Origin of the sequence: Actinoplanes rectilineatus, assembly GCF_000962825.1 — a bacterium.
Classification (GTDB): Bacteria; Actinomycetota; Actinomycetes; order Mycobacteriales; family Micromonosporaceae; genus Actinoplanes; species Actinoplanes rectilineatus.
In genome coordinates this window covers 85,096-102,241 of sequence record NZ_JZKF01000001.1, presented here as the reverse complement: position 1 = coordinate 102,241, position 17,146 = coordinate 85,096, and the positions used below count along the sequence as shown (strand labels likewise).

General features: G+C 71.6%; 19 protein-coding genes. 9 read left to right on the top strand and 10 right to left on the bottom strand.

Annotated elements, in window-relative coordinates; all coding sequences use genetic code 11:
- Window positions 1-4 precede the first annotated feature (4 nt).
- The 3 genes from WH85_RS46545 to WH85_RS00415 all read right to left on the bottom strand — a co-directional run bounded on the left by WH85_RS46545 (window position 5) and on the right by WH85_RS00415 (window position 3,108).
- Window positions 5-1,078: a hypothetical protein gene (locus WH85_RS46545; RefSeq protein WP_052720031.1), complete on the bottom strand. Its 1,074-nt coding sequence runs from the start codon at window positions 1,076-1,078 to the stop codon at window positions 5-7.
- A gap of 89 nt (window positions 1,079-1,167) precedes the next feature.
- Window positions 1,168-2,130: a sulfite exporter TauE/SafE family protein gene (locus WH85_RS00420; protein ID WP_045739571.1), complete on the bottom strand. Its 963-nt coding sequence runs from the start codon at window positions 2,128-2,130 to the stop codon at window positions 1,168-1,170.
- A gap of 207 nt (window positions 2,131-2,337) precedes the next feature.
- Window positions 2,338-3,108, bottom strand: coding sequence for a hypothetical protein (locus tag WH85_RS00415; protein ID WP_045739570.1), 771 nt, complete (start codon window positions 3,106-3,108; stop codon window positions 2,338-2,340).
- 82 nt (window positions 3,109-3,190) lie between these two features.
- Between WH85_RS00415 and WH85_RS00410 the strand changes: the two genes are divergently transcribed.
- Window positions 3,191-3,532, top strand: a complete 342-nt coding sequence (locus WH85_RS00410; protein WP_045739569.1) for an MmcQ/YjbR family DNA-binding protein — start codon at window positions 3,191-3,193, stop codon at window positions 3,530-3,532.
- Here the strand turns inward: WH85_RS00410 and WH85_RS00405 are convergent.
- On the bottom strand, window positions 3,498-3,899 hold the full coding sequence (locus tag WH85_RS00405; protein WP_045739568.1) for a MerR family transcriptional regulator: 402 nt from the start codon (window positions 3,897-3,899) through the stop codon (window positions 3,498-3,500). The two genes, WH85_RS00410 and WH85_RS00405, sit on opposite strands and share 35 nt — an antisense overlap.
- A gap of 51 nt (window positions 3,900-3,950) precedes the next feature.
- On the opposite strand from WH85_RS00405, the gene WH85_RS00400 reads away from it, so the two are divergent.
- Window positions 3,951-4,493: a class I SAM-dependent methyltransferase gene (locus tag WH85_RS00400; protein WP_045739567.1), complete on the top strand. Its 543-nt coding sequence runs from the start codon at window positions 3,951-3,953 to the stop codon at window positions 4,491-4,493.
- Between the two features lie 163 nt (window positions 4,494-4,656).
- On the opposite strand, the gene WH85_RS00395 is transcribed toward WH85_RS00400, so the two are convergent.
- From WH85_RS00395 to WH85_RS00380, 4 genes are read right to left on the bottom strand one after another with little or no spacing between them, the layout of a single operon-like run.
- Entirely contained in the window at window positions 4,657-5,412 is a 756-nt protein-coding gene (locus WH85_RS00395; RefSeq protein ID WP_045739719.1) for a YcnI family copper-binding membrane protein, read from the bottom strand.
- Window positions 5,413-5,430: 18 nt separating this feature from the next.
- Window positions 5,431-6,105 (bottom strand): copper resistance CopC family protein, encoded by a 675-nt coding sequence (locus WH85_RS00390; protein ID WP_083448674.1) that lies wholly within the window; start codon window positions 6,103-6,105, stop codon window positions 5,431-5,433.
- Window positions 6,018-7,196 carry a Dyp-type peroxidase gene (locus WH85_RS00385; RefSeq protein ID WP_083448698.1) on the bottom strand — a complete coding sequence of 393 codons (1,179 nt, stop codon included), beginning with the start codon at window positions 7,194-7,196 and terminating at the stop codon, window positions 6,018-6,020. Before WH85_RS00385 ends, WH85_RS00390 begins: the two co-directional genes overlap by 88 nt.
- A gap of 2 nt (window positions 7,197-7,198) precedes the next feature.
- Window positions 7,199-7,783: a copper chaperone PCu(A)C gene (locus tag WH85_RS00380; RefSeq protein WP_052720030.1), complete on the bottom strand. Its 585-nt coding sequence runs from the start codon at window positions 7,781-7,783 to the stop codon at window positions 7,199-7,201.
- 241 nt (window positions 7,784-8,024) lie between these two features.
- Here WH85_RS00380 and WH85_RS00375 point away from each other — a divergent pair, with 241 nt between their 5' ends.
- The 7 genes from WH85_RS00375 to WH85_RS00345 all read left to right on the top strand — a co-directional run bounded on the left by WH85_RS00375 (window position 8,025) and on the right by WH85_RS00345 (window position 15,623).
- Entirely contained in the window at window positions 8,025-9,011 is a 987-nt protein-coding gene (locus WH85_RS00375) for a permease (protein ID WP_245673755.1), read from the top strand.
- Window positions 9,008-9,697 (top strand): TIGR03943 family putative permease subunit, encoded by a 690-nt coding sequence (locus tag WH85_RS00370; RefSeq protein WP_045739564.1) that lies wholly within the window; start codon window positions 9,008-9,010, stop codon window positions 9,695-9,697. Before WH85_RS00375 ends, WH85_RS00370 begins: the two co-directional genes overlap by 4 nt.
- Window positions 9,694-10,752 carry a hypothetical protein gene (locus WH85_RS00365; RefSeq protein WP_045739563.1) on the top strand — a complete coding sequence of 353 codons (1,059 nt, stop codon included), beginning with the start codon at window positions 9,694-9,696 and terminating at the stop codon, window positions 10,750-10,752. The genes WH85_RS00370 and WH85_RS00365 overlap by 4 nt, the downstream gene beginning before the upstream one ends.
- Window positions 10,753-10,841: 89 nt before the next feature.
- Window positions 10,842-12,257, top strand: a complete 1,416-nt coding sequence (locus WH85_RS00360; RefSeq protein ID WP_045739562.1) for a type III PLP-dependent enzyme domain-containing protein — start codon at window positions 10,842-10,844, stop codon at window positions 12,255-12,257.
- On the top strand, window positions 12,254-13,567 hold the full coding sequence (locus tag WH85_RS00355) for a pyridoxal-phosphate dependent enzyme (protein WP_045739561.1): 1,314 nt from the start codon (window positions 12,254-12,256) through the stop codon (window positions 13,565-13,567). Before WH85_RS00360 ends, WH85_RS00355 begins: the two co-directional genes overlap by 4 nt.
- Window position 13,568: 1 nt before the next feature.
- Window positions 13,569-14,720, top strand: a complete 1,152-nt coding sequence (locus tag WH85_RS00350; RefSeq protein WP_045739560.1) for an aminotransferase class V-fold PLP-dependent enzyme — start codon at window positions 13,569-13,571, stop codon at window positions 14,718-14,720.
- Between the two features lie 156 nt (window positions 14,721-14,876).
- Entirely contained in the window at window positions 14,877-15,623 is a 747-nt protein-coding gene (locus tag WH85_RS00345) for a class I SAM-dependent methyltransferase (RefSeq protein ID WP_052720029.1), read from the top strand.
- Between the two features lie 99 nt (window positions 15,624-15,722).
- On the opposite strand, the gene WH85_RS00340 is transcribed toward WH85_RS00345, so the two are convergent.
- Together WH85_RS00340 and WH85_RS00335 are read right to left on the bottom strand one after the other, a co-directional pair.
- Window positions 15,723-16,817, bottom strand: a complete 1,095-nt coding sequence (locus WH85_RS00340) for a calcium:cation antiporter (RefSeq protein ID WP_157410651.1) — start codon at window positions 16,815-16,817, stop codon at window positions 15,723-15,725.
- A gap of 26 nt (window positions 16,818-16,843) precedes the next feature.
- The gene (locus tag WH85_RS00335) at window positions 16,844-17,140 is read right to left on the bottom strand and encodes an Rdx family protein (RefSeq protein ID WP_245673754.1); all 297 of its coding nucleotides are present in this window, start codon (window positions 17,138-17,140) and stop codon (window positions 16,844-16,846) included.
- Window positions 17,141-17,146 lie beyond the last annotated feature (6 nt).

Below are 17,146 nucleotides of genomic sequence, written 5' to 3'. Positions count from 1 at the left end.
GGGTTCAGCCGCCCAACAGGTCACGCTTGGCCGGCTTGATCCGCTGCATCCACGCGGCGGCCTCGGACTCCGGGAGGATCCGCTCCAGCACCACCTCCGGGCGCATCAGCGGGTACACCCGCCCGGTGTTCCAGCTGCGCTCGAAACGCGGCGTGTCGAGCACCAGCACCCGGTACCCGTCGACGACCGGGATGTCGGCCAGCTGCCCCTCCGGCCAGGTCGGGGCGCCGTCGGCGGAGACCAGGTCGAACCGGGCGACGATGCCGCCCTCCGGCTGCAGTTCCTCGCCGTCGGTGGCGGCGTCGACCCACTCCTGTTCGGGACGCTCCCCCGGGATCAGGCCGTCCGCCGGGTCGCCGATCAGGGTGGCGGCCAGCAGGGTGTTCAGCTGGAAGTTCTCGGCGACCCCGCTGACGGTCAGGCGGTAGGCGCGGCCGGAGTCGCGGTGCACGACCAGGACCGGCACGTCGTCGATCACCTGGAGCAGGCCGAGCAGCCACGGGGCGGATTCGGCGTACTCGGACATGGCCAGCGCCGCCACCACGAGCCGGTCGCGGCGGGCCGGGTCGTCGGCGAAGGCCTGCCGGACCCGTTTCTGCTGCAACGGCAGGAGCAGCGCCGGGATCCAGTCCTCGACGGTGAACCAGGCCTGCACCACGCCACCGGCCTCGTCCGCGGACAGGCCCGCCTCGACGGCGACCCGGGCCACCTGCCGGAGCAGGTCGTCGACCTCCTCCTGGCTCTCCGGCTCGGACAGCGCGCCGGACTTCTCGGCCAGGGCCGGGAACCGGGCGGCCTGCTCGAGTCCCGCGGTGACCCGGTCGACGAGCGCATCAAACAGGACGAACGGGTCGGCGCCGGCCTCCACCAGGCCGGCGGTCACCTGGGCCAGCTGGCCGCCGTTGCCCAGCGACACCTGCCGGACCGCCGGGAGCAGCCGCCGGGCGCCCTCGGTCAGCTCGTCCGGGCTCACCTCGCCGATCGCGCCGATGATGGCCCGCAGCGCGGTCGTCGACTCCTCCGCATCCAGTTCGATGACGCCGTTGCTCAGGTCCGTACACAGATCCGGGAATCGCATCGCCAGATCATAAAGATCATCCGGGGTACGCCGGAAACGGCGGAAGCCGGCCCGAGCGGATCGGGCCGGCTTCTCCTGGTTCGTCGCGGTCAGACGGACGTGCTGGCCTTGTCCTTGTCCTCGGGCAGGTCGCCGGACACGGCAGCCGTCTCCGCCTCGGCGATGATCGCGGCGTCCTCGGCACGGTTGGCGCGGTACTGCTTGATCGAGTAGACCAGCGCCGCGGCCCAGGCGGCGTAGATGACCGCGTAGAAGGTGTAGCGGACCGGGTCGGAGGCGTCGATCCAGTCGCTGCGCAGCAGGGACCGGGTGTTGGTCAGGATGATCAGACCACCGACGGCGGCGCCCAGCACCCGCGGCGGGATGTGCCGGACCAGCCAGGCGGCGATCGGCGCGGCGATCACACCACCGATGAGCAGCGCGGCGACCCAGCCGAAGTCGACGGACTCGGTGCCGCCGGCCAGGCCGATGATGAAACCGAGGCTGGCGGCGACCGACACCAGGAACTCGCTGGTGTCGATGGAGCCGATCGTCTTGCGCGGCTCGAGGCGGCCGCTGGCCAGGATCGCGGGGGTGCCGACCGGGCCCCAGCCACCGCCGCCGGTGGCGTCGACGAACCCGGCGACCAGGCCGAGCGGTCCGAGGAACCGCTTGCGCAGCGGCTTGCCGAGGTTGCCCTTGGGCAGGCCCTGGAAGGTGAAGCGGACGAAGACGTACAGGCCGAGCAGCAGCAGGATGATCGCCATCAGCGGCGCCGCGGTCTCGGTGGACAGGTTGCTCAGCACCGTCGCGCCGAGGAAGGCGCCGATCGCGCCGGGCACACCGATCTTGGCGACGACCTTCCAGTCGACGTTGCCGAACTTCCAGTGCGAGAAGCCGGAGACCAGCGTGGTGCCGATCTCGGCGAGGTGCACGGTGGCGGAGGCGGCAGCCGGGTTGGTGCCGATCGCCAGGAGGAGGGTGGTGGAGGTGACACCGTAGGCCATGCCCAGGCTGCCGTCGACGAGCTGAGCACCGAGCCCCACGAGGGCGAGGAGGATGAGTTTTCGCATGCGTCATACCGCCAGGGGTGAATGGGGTGGTTTTCGTGCCGGCGGGAGCTAAGCCGACCTGCTATGCCAAGCCTGTATTTCCTATTTATTGGATCGGAGATTAGTGCCTGGAGCACCGCAGGGCAAGAACCCATTCACGGCCAGTGATCAACCTCTTGTTGCGAACTCTTTGCGCCGGTGATAAGCCCAGCTCACACCGGGAGCGGCTCACTGAACCGGCGGCACCATGCCGAACGTCTGCGCCCACATGTCGGGCATCACGTCGTTGCCCCAGAGCACACCGAACCCGGCGGCCGACGCCTTCGCCGCCATCACCCGGATCCGCGACAGGCTCTCCTCCGGCCAGTCCGCACCGGTCAACGGCAGTTCGCCCAGCCTGCGCGCCATCTCGCCGGCCTCGGCCGGGGTCAGCCATCCGTGGATGCCGTCGGTCCCCATCGTGTACTGGTAGCCGAACGCCGCACCGCGGGTGGCCAGCGCGCCGAGCAGATCCCACAGCGGGTCGCCCTCCGGGACACCGCACCGGCGGAAGACCGGCAGATAGAGACCGGGCGTGACACTGCGGCCCAAAAACCGGGACTGCCCCAGGCACAGCGTCGCCACCAACGCCTCGTGGAGCGCATTCAGTTCTTCCAGTGCGAACCGGTCGTTGTCCGCATGGAACCGGCAGCGCAGACGCTCCGGGCAGCTGAGCGCGTGACAGAAGACCTGTTTGCCGGCCTCCCGGTCGACCGGGTCGGCGCCGATGTAGCGCAGGTCGTCGGCGAGCCAGGTGCAATATCGCGCCAGATCGGTGGACCGGGTCCGAAGCTCCTCGGCGAGACGCCGCCAGCCGGCCTCGTAACCACCGGCGCTGCGGAACACCTCGGCCAGCCACGGCTCGACGCCCCGGCCACGGATCATCTCGACCAGAGCCGGCACGACCTGAGATCGGTACCGGTCGTAGTCGAAGACGATGATCTCCGCGTCCGCGCCCACCGCCGGATCCTAGCGCCGGTCGATACCCGGGAACCGTAGCCTGTCATCGGTATGAACGACGGCACTCGAACGGGGGATCTCGATGGCTGACGCGGACGACGTCAGACGGCTGGCACTGGGCCTGCCCGACGTGGTGGAGATCGACAGCGACGGCTTCGACTTCCGGGTCGCGAACAAGGGCTTCGTCTGGTCCTATCCGGAACGCGTGCCCGGCAGGCCGCGGGTGATCCGCACCGACGTGGCGGTGCTGTTCGTCGGCGACGAGGCGGAGAAGCAGGCACTGCTGCTCGGCGAACCGGACCTGTTCTTCACCACACCGGGCTACGACGGTCTGCCGCTGGTCATGCTGCGCCTGCCCGCGGTGGACGTCGGCCGCCTCACCGAGCTGCTCACCGACGCGTACCGGATGCGAGCGGACCAGTGATCCGCAGCAGCTCGGGGCAGACCAGCACGTGATCCTCCCGGCACTCGGCGGCGTGCTCGACGATCGCCAGTGCCGCCTGCGCCACGGCGATCCGGCGGCGTAGTTCGGCGCCGTGCTCGCGGTAGAGCCGGCGGCGGTCCATGCCACCGGTGAACAGCATCCGGGTCTGCTCCAGGCTGAGCCCGGCCTCCTTGCCGAGCAGGATCAACCCGATCCGGACCCGGTCCTGCTCGGTGTAGACCCGCCGGCCGGCGGCGGTCCGCTCCGGTTGGAGCAGACCGCGGTCCTCCCAGTGGCGCAGCACGTGCGGGGCGAGCCCGAAGCTCGCCGCCAGGTCACCGATGGACATCCCGGGGCTTGACCTCATGTCGACATGAAGAGGCACGGTCGACGGAGTTGTCAACCACGGGAGGAACCGATGGTCTTCGATCAAGCGCGGAGTGTCGCCTACGACCGGCGGGCCGGCCGGCTGCTCGGCGGTTTCCACCGGCGGGCGGCGTCCGGGATCGCGGCCGCCGCGCCCCGCGACGGTGCGGTGCTGGACATCGGCACCGGTCCGGGCCGCCTGCTGCACGCGGTCGAGACGCTCCGGCCCGACCTGCGGCTCAGCGGCGCCGACCTGTCCCCGGACATGGTGGCCCTCGCCCGCCGGGCCTGGCCGTCCACCGCACTGCGGCCCGCCGATCTGCGAGTCGCCGACGTGGGTGATCTGCCCTGGCCGGACGGCACGTTCGACGTGGTCACCTCGACGCTGAGCGCGCACGAGTGGCCGGATCAGCGCCGGGCGGCCGCGGAGCTGGTCCGGGTGCTGCGCCCGGGTGGCCTGCTCCTGGTGTGGGACTTCCGCTTCGCGCGGGTGGGCGCGCTGGTCGGTGCGCTTGCGGCTCTTTGTGGGGTACGCCGAAAAGCACCGCACCCGCTCTCCCCGTTCACGCGTGTGACCGCCCGCCGCCCGGTCTGACACGAAGCAGCGTGGTGACTCCGGCCGCGCTGAACGGCCGGTGTCACCACGCTGCTGTCGACGTGCGTACCCGCGACCGCCGTGAACGACGGCCGGGGTCACCACGCCGGCGATGTGCCGGGACCACGACCGCCGTGAGCGACGGCCGGGGTCACCATGGCTCCTACTTGTCGTCGGTGGCCGCGGGCTTTGCGGCGGCGGGGGCCACCGTGAGCGGGGTGGCCGTGGCGGCCTTGCGGTAGGCCAGCAGTCCGGCGACCAGGCCGACCAGGCCGGCGGCGAGACCCGCGATGCCCCAGGTGTTGCTGCCGGACGACTCGGCGGGCTCCTCGGCCACGGCCTCAGCGGTGGCGCCCTCGGCCGTGTCACCGGCGGGCTCGGCGCCGGCCGCGGTCAGCTTCAGGACCGGGGCCGGGCTCTCCGGCTCGGTGCCGTCGGCGTTCGGCTCGTCGATCCAGCGCACGATCGTGCCGTCCGAGTAGGTCTGCAGCGCCTTGAAGACCATCTGGTCGGCGGTGGGCAGCGGGCCCAGTGAGACGTCGAACTCCTGGAAGAAGCCGGGCTTGACCTCGGAACCGGCCGCCGCCGTCCAGGTGATCTTCGTGACCGCCTCGGTGATCGGGCTGCCGTGTACCTCGACCGGGGTGGCCAGCTTGGTCTTCTCGGCGACCGCGGTCCAGCCCTGCAGCGGCTTGAGCGACACCGAACCGACCGGCGAGTCGGTCGGCAGGTTGATCTCCAGCTTGGTGGTGGAGGCGCTGTCACTCTCGTTCGGCACGCGGAACGTCACCTTGGCGTACCCGCCCTGGGTCGCGCTGTCCGGGTTGACCGTGACGTGCGCGGCGGCCGGGCCGGCCACTCCGAGGACGAACGCGGCCGCGACGGCGGAGACGGCGGCCGCACGCTTCATCAGCTTCATGGCTTCCTTCATGGGGGATCAGGAGTTGCGTTTGCGGGCGAACAGGAGGCCGGCCACCCCGGCCAGGATCACGACGGCGGCGACGGCGACTCCGACGATCATGCCGGTGTCGCCGCTCTCCTCGCTGTCGGATGCGGCGGTCAAGTCCGGGCCGGCGGTGGCCTCGGCGATCGACGAGGTGGGCACCGCGGCGGCGGAGGTGGCCGGCGCCGCGCTGGGCTCAGCGGCTGCGGGCGCCTCGGTGGCGGACGGGTCGTTCAGGGTGAACCTGTAGGAGCCCTTCACGGTGTGCCCGTCGGTGGAGACCACCTGGTAGGCCACGGTGTAGACGCCGTTGGTGAGCGGCTCGGAGAAGGTGACCACGCCGGTCGCACCGTCCACCTCCGGGCCGTCGGTGGCGACCTTCTGCTTGTCGGCGTCGCTGACCGAGATGATCGTGTAGTCCGGGTCCAGTTTCTGCAGGAACCGCAGCTTCACCTCGGTGGGCGCCTTCTTCAGGGTCGCCTCCTTGGCCGGGCTGGCCTCGGCGAGCGCGTTGTGCGCCCAGGCCGGCGCACCGGGCAGCAGCACCGCGGCCAGGGCGGTCAGGCCGAGCAGCAGGCGGGTCAGGAGAGCAGGTGCTCCCCGATCCAGCCGCCCTCCGAGCAACCGGGTGGAACGGCGAACACGGCGGATCCGATCGGTGTCGTCCATTCGTTCAACAGGTCCTTCTCGGCGAGACGCCGCTGGATGGGCAGGAACTGACGGGCGGTATCAGCTTGGTACGAGGCGAAAACCAGCCCGCTGTCGGGTCGGCCGGACGAGTCCGGCGCCTCGTCGTAGTTGTACGGCCGGCGCAGGATCTTCAGTTGCGGGTCGGTGACATGTGCCCGTGTGACGTGCGCGAAGTCCGGCATCACGGGCAGTCCGCCCTCGTCGACCGCGGTGAAGTCCGGCTCGTCGTGTTCCGCGACGCCGGTGAACGGCGCGCCGGAGGTCATCCGGCGGCCCACCGAGTTCTCCTTGTCGCCGACGCTGAGCAGGTCCCAGGTCTCGATCTCGGCCCGGATCCGGCGGACCACCAGCTGGGTGCTGTGGTCGGCGTTCCAGACCGCGGTGTCCCGGGCGGCGTCCTTCGGGTTGGCCGTGCCGTCCAGTTGGCCCAGCACGTTGCGCTGGGTGAACTCGGCGGCCTGCACGCCGGGGCTGCGCCGGAATCCGCGCTGCACCCAGCGCACCGATCCGAACGGCCGGGCATCCTTGATCATCATGCGCTGGGCGTGCGTGACGGTCAGTGCGTCGTCGGCGCAGATCTGCAGCAGCAGGTCGCCGCCGGACCAGCGGTCCTGGAGCCGGTCGATGGTGAAGCTCGGCAGGTCGGTGACCGGCGAGGGCAGGCCGGCCGCCCGGTAGAGGCCGGGACCGAACCCGAACGTCACGGTCAGGCCGGCCGGCAGCACGGCCAGGTCGGCCTCGGTGTCGGCGAGCGCCGGCTCGCCCCGGGTCAGCCGGGACGCGTCGTCGGTGAGCAGCCGCAGCATCCGGCCCAGGGCGGCCCGGTCGACGTCCTTGGCCAGGGTGAACGCGACGAACGCGCCGTGTGCCTGCGGCTCGTCGGTGACGCCGGCCTGGCGCGGGCCGTGGAACGCGATGGTGCGGGTGCCGGTGTCGGTTCCGGTGCCGGTGGTGGTCGCGGCCACCGGGACGACCGGGCCGTCCGAGCGTCGGGACAGGGCGGCACCGGCCGCGGCGGCGGCACCGAGGCCGGCCGCCGCGCCGCCGGTGAGCAGTGCCCGGCGACCGATCGTCACGAGTGTGCGCCCGCCGACGCCGACGGCATGCCGCCCATCTCCATGCCCGGGTCGTAGCTCTCCTGCGCGCCCACGAACGGCTTCGCGACGGCGGTGAAGTCGACGGTGCCGCCACCGACCAGGTTGAGGGTGAACGTGACCTCGTCACCCGCCTTGATCGCCGCGGTGGGCTGCATCAGCATCAGGTGGTCGCCGCCCGGGGACAGCTCGTGCGTGCCACCGGCCTTGATCACGAAGCCGCCCTCCTTGGGCTGCATCACCATCGCGCCGTCCTTCATGACCATGGTGTGCAGTTCCAGCGGCGAGGCCGGGGAGGTGGCCGACTCGATGGTGACGTCCGCGCCGGTGTTGTTGACCAGGGTGGCGAACGCCGCGGTCATGCCGCTGTCGGCGGCCTTCACCCAGGGGTCGCGCACGGTCAGGGCGGTGGCGGTCACGGCGCTCGCGCTCGCGGCGGGCTCACCGGCGGCGGTCGGGGACGCGGCCTCGGTACCGCCGCAGCCGGTGAGGGCGAGCGCGGCACAGAGGGCCGGGACTGCCACGAGACGGGTACGGCGGGCGAACGCGACTGTCTGCATCATCTTCCTTTGCTTCGGTTCCTCGTCTTCGGGGAACGCCCGTTAGTCGCCACGGGGCGCTCGGGAGTTCCCCGGAATTCCGGAGAAGTCGTGACGGTCGTCGCTCCACTGGGGACCTTTTCCCGCGTACGCCGAAAAATCTGTCACCCGGACGGGCGCATCCGGAGAGCTTGTCCGGCGGGGGTCAGCCGGTAGATTCCTAGCCTGCGACGACGGGACTACGGACGGCTTGGGGAGTGAAGGGGTGACGACGGAGGCTCGCGCGCTGGACCGCCGCGGTGTCGGAGGCATCGGATCGGTCGAGGTTCTGGCCGGGCTGCTCGTCCTGCTGGTGATCTTCCGGGGGCCGCTGTCCGGGCTGGTGTCCGGGGCGCGGATGCAGACCTGGACGACGGTCTTCGTGTCGGTGCTGGTGCAGGCGGTGCCGTTCCTGGTGTTCGGGGTGCTGCTGTCGGCGGTGATCGCGGTGTTCGTGCCGCGTGACTTCTGGGCACGGGCGCTGCCGAGACGTCCGGCGCTGGCGGTGCCGGCCGCCGGGCTGGCCGGGGTGGTGCTGCCCGGCTGCGAGTGCGGCAGCGTGCCGATCGCCGGTTCGCTGATCCGCCGCGGGGTGACACCGGCCGCCGCGCTGGCCTTCCTGCTGGCCGCGCCGGCGATCAACCCGATCGTGCTGACCGCGACCGCGGTGGCGTTCCCGGGAGATCCGGAGATGGTGCTGGCCCGGTTCCTGGCCGGCCTGATCGTCGCGGTGGTGATGGGCTGGCTGTGGCTGCGTCTCGGCAAGGCCGACTGGATCCGGCTGCCGCACCGGCCCGACCTCGACGGCATGCCGCGCGGCCAGGCGTTCTGGTCGGCGGTCCGGCACGACGTGGCGCACGCCGGTGGTTTCCTGGTGCTGGGTGCCGCGGCCGCCGCGACGATCAACGTGCTGGTGCCGGAGGCCTGGCTGCAGAGTGTGGCGGCCCAGCCGGTGCTCTCCGTGCTGGCGCTGGCGGTGCTGGCGGTGCTGCTGTCGATCTGCAGTGAGGCGGACGCGTTCGTGGCCGCGTCGCTGTCCCAGTTCTCGCTGACCTCGCGGCTGGTGTTCCTGGTGGTCGGGCCGATGGTCGACCTGAAACTGATCTCCATGCAGGCGGGGGTGTTCGGTCGCCGGTTCGCGGTCCGGTTCGCCCCGGCCACGTTCCTGCTGGCGGTCCTGGTCGGCACGATCTTCGGGGTGGTGCTGCTGTGAACCGGCAGGCGCAGGCGGTGGTGCTGCTTCTCTTCGGTGGGGCGATCCTCAAGGTGTCGCTGACCGATCTCTATCTGCGGTACGTCAAGGAGGGCCTGCGCCCGTTGCTGATCGTGGCGGGTGCGGTGCTGGTGGCCGCCGCCGTGATGACCCTGTGGTACTCCTGGCGGAACTCCGACGACCATCACCACGAACCCCGGGTGGGCTGGCTGCTCATCCTGCCGGTGCTCGGATTGTTGCTGGTCGCCCCACCGGCGCTGGGGTCGTACACCGCGGACCGGTCCGGCACGCTGCCGATCGGCGACGCCGGGTCGGATTACCCGCCGCTGCCCGAGGGTGACCCGGTCGCGGTGGGGCTGCTCGACTACGCGTCGCGGGTGGTCTACGACGAGGGCCGCAGCCTGGCCGGGCGCCGGCTCAAGCTGACCGGTTTCGTCACCACCGCCGAGAACGGCGCCCCGATGATCGCCCGGATCGTGGTGAGCTGTTGCGCCGCCGACGGCCGGCCGATCAAGGTGGGGCTGGAGGGCGGTCCGGTGATCGACGCACCGGCCGGCGCCTGGGTGCAGATCACCGGCGTGTACAGCACGACATTGGGCAAGGACCCGGTCAATCAGGCCGATATCGCGTATCTGAAGGTCGAGCAGTGGCAGCCGGTCACCCCACCGAAGCAGCAGTACGAATGACCCTCCGCAACCGGATCAGCCTGGCCACCGCGCTGCTGGCGGCCGGGGCGCTGCTCGCCGGGACGGTCCCGGACCGGGAGCCGGCACCGGTCGCGGCCGGTGACGAGCGGCTCACCGCCGCGCAGGCGTGGCCGTCGGCGTCCCGGGCCGACCTGCCGGATCTGGGGATCGAGCCGCTGCTGTTCCTGGACGCGACCACCGCGGTCGGCACGGTCAGCGACCGGGATGCGCTGCGGCTGGTGATCGTGGCGGACGGGCGGCAGCGCGAGTTGCGGCGCCTGCCGGCCGGCGGCGACGCCCGGTTCGACACGGTGACCGCGTCCGGCGAGGATCTGTTGTGGACGGAGTCGACCGGTGACCGGCCGACCGAGATCTGGACCGCGCGGGCGCACGCCGACGAGTCGCCCCGGATGATCACCGCGGACACCGGCAACGTGCTGTTCTACGGCACGCAGTACGACCTGGTCGTCGCGGACGGCCGGGTGCACTGGACGGCCGGCGAGGGCAGTGGCAGCACCCAGATCCGGTCGGTGGCGCTGACCGGCGGGGCGGTGCAGGTGCGGACCGAGGCCGGCCAGTGGGCGCTGACCGCCTGGCCGTGGCTGACCGACGACGCGGCCGGTGGGCAGACCGGGGCGATCACGATGCGCAACCTGGAGACCGGTTCCCGGGTCGCCGTGCCGGTGGCCGCGTCCGAGTGGAGCATGTGCAGCCCGTCGTGGTGCCGGGTGATGGTGATGGACTCGTCCGGGCCGGTCCGGATCGACGCGATGCGCCCGGACGGCTCGGACCGGCGGCGGGTGGCCGGTCCACAGGCGCAGGCGGCGGTGACCGACGTGGCGGTGCTGGACCGGTTCGAGATCCTCTCCGAGCCGGGGCCGAACGCGGACCTGACCGGGGTGGCCGGGTTGATCGTGCACGATCTCGACACCGGCCGGACGGTGGCGTTGTCGGCGGCGGCGGATCTGGCGGCGACCAGGGACGGGATGCTCTGGTGGTCGACCGGGGATCAGGAGACGGCGATCTGGCACACGCTGGATCTGCGGACCGCTTGAGTCACTCCTCACGGTAATCACTCCTTTGCGGAGGGTGGTGGGGTCGGTTACGTTGGGGGCGCGCCGGAGACCCGCCGGGAGTCGACACCATGCTGCCCTTGACACCTCGCATCGCGCCGATCACTCGATCCGTCCTGGATGAGGGGGAACTCCTCGAACAGCTGGTGGAGGGGTTCGGATCACCGGTCAACGTGGTCCTGCCACAGAGCGCCGGGGCCAACGTGGCCCGGTTCCTCGACGTCTACCGCCGGCGGCGGCTGCGCGGGCGGATCCACTTCGCCCACAAGGCCAACCGGTCCAGTGCGCTGCTGCGGCAGCTGAGCACGACCGACGCCGGGGTGGACGTGTCGTCGCTGGAGGAGTTGCAGCACGCACTGTCGTCGGGCTTCCCGCCGGACCGGATCCTCGCCACCGGCCCTAAGGACCGGGCGTTCCTCTGGCTGGCCGCCCAGACCGGGGTGACGGTGGCCGTGGACTCCCTGGCCGAGATCTCCGACATCCCCGGCCGGAACGCCAAGATCATGATCCGGCTCTCCGGATTCGTGTCGCACGGCGTGCAGATGGTCAGCCGGCGCAGCCGGTTCGGCATCCGGGTCGGTGACCTCGACACCGCCCTCGACCTGATCGACGGCCGCGCCGAACTCGTCGGCCTCGCCTACCACCTGGACACCGTCGCGGTCGCCGAGAAGGCGGTGGCGTTCGAAGGCGCCCTGGCCGCCCTGGACAAGTGCCGGGCCCGGGGACTGCGCCCGTGGACGCTCGACATCGGCGGCGGCTACGGCGTCAACTACCTGGCCGACGGCGCGCAGTGGGAGCGTTACACCTCGGCCCTCGCGCAGGCGGTCCTCGGCAACCGGCCGCCGATGACCTGGAACGGTCACGGGTACGGCCTGCGCGCCGAGAACGGCACCCTGCGCGGCAGCCTCACCGTCTATCCGGCGCACCGCGGGGCGGCCGGCGCCGACTACCTCGACCAGTTGCTGGACACGCCCGCGCCCGGACAGCGGCGGCCCCTCGGCGACCTGCTGCTGGACCACATGTACGACCTGGACGTCGAACCCGGCCGCGCCCTGCTCGACCAGTGCGGCCTGGTCCTGACCCGGGTCGTCGAGGTCCGCCGGCAGGACGGCGACCTGCTGGTGCGCGTCGACGCCAACGCCCGGGACGTGAGCACCGAGGAGCACGGCGTGCTGATGGATCCGGTGCTCCTCGGCAAAGACGAAGGCGAAGGCGACAACGACGGCGAAGGCGAGGAAAGAGGGGCGTACCTGCTCGGCAACCTCTGCCTCGAGTCGGACCTGATCACCCGCCGGCAGGTCCGGCTGCCCCGCACGCCCCGGACCGGCGACCTGCTGGTGTTCGTCAACACGGCCGGTTACTTCATGGACTTCGTCGCCACCACCGCGGTGCGCCGGCCGGTCACGCCCATGGTCGCGCTGTACCGGCGGGACGGTCGATGGCGCTGGTGCCTCGACGAGAACTACTGGCCCGAGGGGGCTCCATGAGATTCGACGACATCACCGAGGCGATCGGCAACACGCCCCTGGTGCGCATCGACCCGGCCGTGCACGGCCTGCGCAACATCGACCTGTACGCCAAGATGGAGTTGCTCAACCCGTTCGGGTCGGTGAAGGACCGGGCCGCCTGGAGCATGGTCCGCCCGATGCTGGCGGGCGCGGCGGAACGCGGTGACACGGTGGTCGAGCTGTCCAGCGGCAACACCGCCAAGGCTCTCGCGCTGATCGCCGGGATGCACGGCCTGCCGTTCCGCAGCGTCACCAACCGGATGAAGGTCCCCGAGATCAAGGACCTGCTGCTGCTGCTCGGCGCGGAGATCGACGAGCTGCCCGGCCAGTCCGAGTGCCTCGACCCGACGGACACCGACGACCCGCTGACCCGGATGTACCGGCGGCTCACCGAGTCCGGCGGTGGTTTCGTGCACACCGACCAGTACTTCAACGAGCTCAACGTGGAGGCGCACCTCAACGGCACCGGGCCGGAGATCGTCAAGGATCTGGACGGCAACGCCCCGGACTACTTCATCGCGTGTGTGGGCACGGCGGGGTCGTCGACCGGGGTGGCCCGGGCGCTGCGGCAGCACGACCCGGACACCCGGGTGATCGGGCTGGTCTCGGCGAAGAACGACTTCATCCCGGGGATCCGGACCATCGACGAGGTGCACGAGGTGGGCCTGTTCGACCCGGGCGTCTACGACACCGTGGAGCCGGTCAGTGCGGACGAGGCCATCGACGGGCTGCTCACCCTGGTCCGGCGGTGCGGGATGCTGGCCGGGCCCACCGGCGGGGGCGCCTATCAGGGGGCGGTGCGGTTTCTGCGTACGGTGGACGCGTCCTTGACCGAGCGACGGTCCGCGGTCTTCATCATCTGCGACCGCGTCGAGTCGTACCTGAGTTACCTGCGGGAACGCCGCCCGGCCCTGTTCGGGCAGCCGGCGCGGCCGCACTCGGTGGGGTCGCTGTCGCCGGCGGAGGTCGCCGCGGCCCCGGTGGTGGCGGTCGAGGCCGCCGAGGCCTATGCCCGGGACGCGCTGGTGATCGACTTGCGGAGTCCCTACGCCTACCAGGCGCTGCACATCGACGGGTCGATCAACATCGTGGATGAGGCGTTCGGGGAGATGCTGGCGGCGGGGTTGCCGTTCAGCCGCCGACAGCCGGTCCTCCTGGTATGCCCGGTGGGAGAGAAATCGGCCTCCTACGCCGCCTTGTTGCAGAAGATGGGACATCCGGCGGTTCATTCGCTCGCCGGTGGCGTCATCGCCTGGCGGGACGCCGATCTCCCCCTGGTGCGTGACTGAGATGACCTGGCAGTCCACCCTGCGCGGACAGTTCCCCCAGATCACATCGAACCCGGAGACGGCGTATCTGGACAGCGCGGCCACCTCGCAGAAGCCGCAACCCGTCCTGGACGCCGTCATGACCTATCTGACCAGTGGCAACGCCAATGCCGCCCGGGGCACGTACCCGTGGGCGAACCGCACCACCGCCCGCATCGAACACGCCCGCGACCGGCTCCGCCGTTTCCTCGCCGACCCGGCACCCGGCGAATCCGGTGTGCACTTCGTCAGCGGCACCACCGAGGGCCTGCGTACCGTCGCCCGCGACTGGCTCGCCCCGCAACTGCACCCCGGCGACGAGATCCTGGTCCCGTTCGCCGACCACAGCGCGAACATCCTGCCCTGGCAGGAGGCCGCCGCCCTGACCGGCGCCACCGTGCGGGCGATCCCCTACGACGCGGCGCACGACTACGCCACCGGTCGCGTCGCCGAGATGATCACCCCGCGGACCCGGATGATCGCCGCCACCCACGTGCACCACGTCTACGGCAACGACATGAACGTGCACCGCCTGCGCGCCCTCGCCGGCCCCGACATCCCGATCTGCCTCGACGCCGCGCAGAGCTTCGGCCATCTCCCGATCTCGGTCGGCGCCCTCGACGTGGACTTCGTCGTCTTCTCCGGCCACAAGGCGATGGCGCTGCCCGGCACCGGCGCCGTCTGGGCCCGCAACCGGCGCGGCCCGGTCTTCCAGCCGGCCGGCTGGAACGGCTCCCCCAACACCAGCGGCATCATCAGCCTCGCCGCCGCGATGGACTGGCTCGACGAGGCGGACCTGGAGCGGATCGCCCAGTGGAACCAGGCGCTCGGCGTACGGCTGACCGAGGGGCTGAGCAAGATGGCCGCCTACGAGATCCTGGGCTGCCAGCGCAGCCTGACAGCGGACTCGGCGGTCCAGCAGCGGCACGGGATCGTGGCCTTCCGGCACCGGGCGATCGGCTCCAACGACCTGGGGTTCATCCTGGCCGCGGACGGGCTGCTGGTCCGTGCCGACGGTCACTGCCAGGGCGCCCAGGGCGAGAAGACCGCTTCGGTACGCGTGAGCGTGCACGTCTACACCACGCGGGAGGAGATCGACCGTCTCCTGGACGCGCTGGCCGCCCTCGACCGGTGACCGTCGCCCGCATGCTCGCCCGGCCGGCACCGCACGGGTCCGCGGGCCGGTTCGCGCGCGGCCGTCGCGACGATCACCCACCCCGCGTGTCCTCCGGTTAGGGCGCCCGGTTAGAAACGATTGTCGTTTCTAGTCTTTTCGCACCGAGGTAGGCCCATGCCGTCCACCGCTCTCGACCCCGTCGGCGTGGCCGGCCGCCGCGCCGCCTGGGACACCGTCATGACCGGTTTCGTCCCCGGCCTGCCCGCCCTGGAACGCGTCATCGGCACGGTCACCGAAGGCCTGCACGGGGGGCCGCCCACCCGCGTGCTCGACCTCGGCGGCGGTCCCGGCCTGCTCGCCGAACGGATGGCCGCCCGCTGGCCGGGCGCCCGGGTCGGTCTCGTCGACATCGACCCGGTGCTGCTGGCCCTGGCCCGGACCGCCCTGCCCGGCGCGGTGGACGTGATCGACGCCGACCTGACCGCGCCGGCCTGGACCGCCGCGGCGGGCGGCGGGTACGACCTGGTCACGGCGGTGATGACGGTCCACTATCTGGATCCGGCGCCGATCCGCACCCTGTACCGCGCGATCCGCCGCGTCCTGGCCCCCGGCGGCCTGCTGGTGGTCGCCGACCTGATGCCCGACGACCACGCCCCGACGGTGATGCGCGCGCTGGACCCGGTCCCGGGCGAGGCCACCGCCGAACTGGCCTGGACCCAGTGGTGGGGTGAGCTGACCGCGGCAGCCGAGTTCGCGCCGCTGCTGGCGGCCCGGTCCGAGGTGTTCCGGGACCGTCCGACCGCCGAGTTCGCGGGCGGCCCGGCCTGGCACGCGCAGGCCGCCCGCGCCGCCGGTTTCGCCGAGTCCGGCCTGCTGTGGCGCGACGGCCGCCATGCCGCCCTGGCCTGCCGCCGCACCTGACCCGCGGAGCATAAGGACGAGGACGCAGACGGGCGCCGTCCGGGCGTACCCGATGTGTGGAAAGAGTGCGTGGCGGACCCGGCCGGACCGACGCGGGGGTCAGGGGCTCGCGGCGAGGAAGAGGAAGACGGCCAGCAGGCTCAGGTGCAGGCCGCCCTGCAGGATGTTGGCGCGACCGGGGACCACGGTCAGCGTGCCGATCACGACGGTGAGGCCGAGCAGCACCATCTGGGTGCCGCCCAGTCCCAGCAGCAGCGGCCCGGGCAGCCAGATCATCGCGGCGGCGATCGCCGGAATGGTCAGGCCGATGCTGGCCATCGCCGAACCCAGCGCCAGGTTGATGCTGGTCTGCATGCGGTCCCGGGACGCGGCCCGGACCGCGGCGATGGTCTCCGGGAGCAGGACCAGCAGGGCGATCACCACGCCGACCACCGACTGGGGCAGGCCGGCGTTCTGGACGCCGGACTCGACCGCCGGGGAGACGCCCTTGGCCAGGCCCACCACCGCGATCAGCGCCACCAGCAGCAGTCCGAGACTGGTCAGGGCGGTCCGGCGCGACGGCGCGTCGAGGTGCTCCTCGGCGTCGATCACCTCGCCGGAGGTGGTGATCGGCAGGAAGTAGTAGCGGTGGCGGCGGGTCTGGACACCGACGAAGAGCAGGTACAGGCCGAGCGAGACGACCGCGGCGAAGCCCAGCTGGGCGGGGGTGAACTGCGGGCCGGGGCTGCTGGTGGTGAAGGCGGGCAGCACCAGGCTGAGGGTGGCGATCGCGGTGACGGTGGCGAAGGCCGCGCCCGTGCCCTCCGGGTTGAACACGGCTATCCGGCGGCGCAGTGCTCCGACCAGCAGCGAGATGCCGAGAATGCCGTTGCAGGTGATCATGACGGCGGCGAAGACGGTGTCCCGGGCCAGCGACTGCGAACTCTCCCCGCCGCTGATCATGAGGGTGACGATCAGGGCCACCTCGATCACGGTGACCGCCACCGCCAGGATCAGCGAGCCGTACGGTTCGCCGACCTTGTGGGCGACCACCTCGGCGTGGTGGACGGCGGCCAGCACCGCGGCGGCCAGGAACAGCGAGATGACCACCACCGCGGCCGGTGGCAGGACGCGTCCGTAGCTGAGGAGCAGCGCCACGATCGCCAGGACCGGGGTGTACGCCGTCCAGTTCGACAGGGCGCTCTTGACCGTCACCCGTCCGACTCTGCCAAAGGGCGCGCTCAGGTGCCGGTCTTCCGGTCCGAATGGCCCAGGTCGCGGTCCGGGGCGATCCGGTCCCGGACCAGGCGTTTGAGGTGCGGCAGCTCCGGGAAGCCGCCCTCGGCCTTGCGCGACCAGAGCAGCTCGCCGTCGAGGCGGACCTCGAAGACACCGCCGACGCCGGGCACCAGGGCCACCTCGCCGAGGTCGGTGGCGAACGTGGTGAGCAGCTCCTGCGCGGTCCAGCCGGCCCGCAGCAGCCAGCGGCACTGGGTGCAGTACTCGATCTCGAGACGTGGGGTGCGCGCAGTGGTCACGCCGAC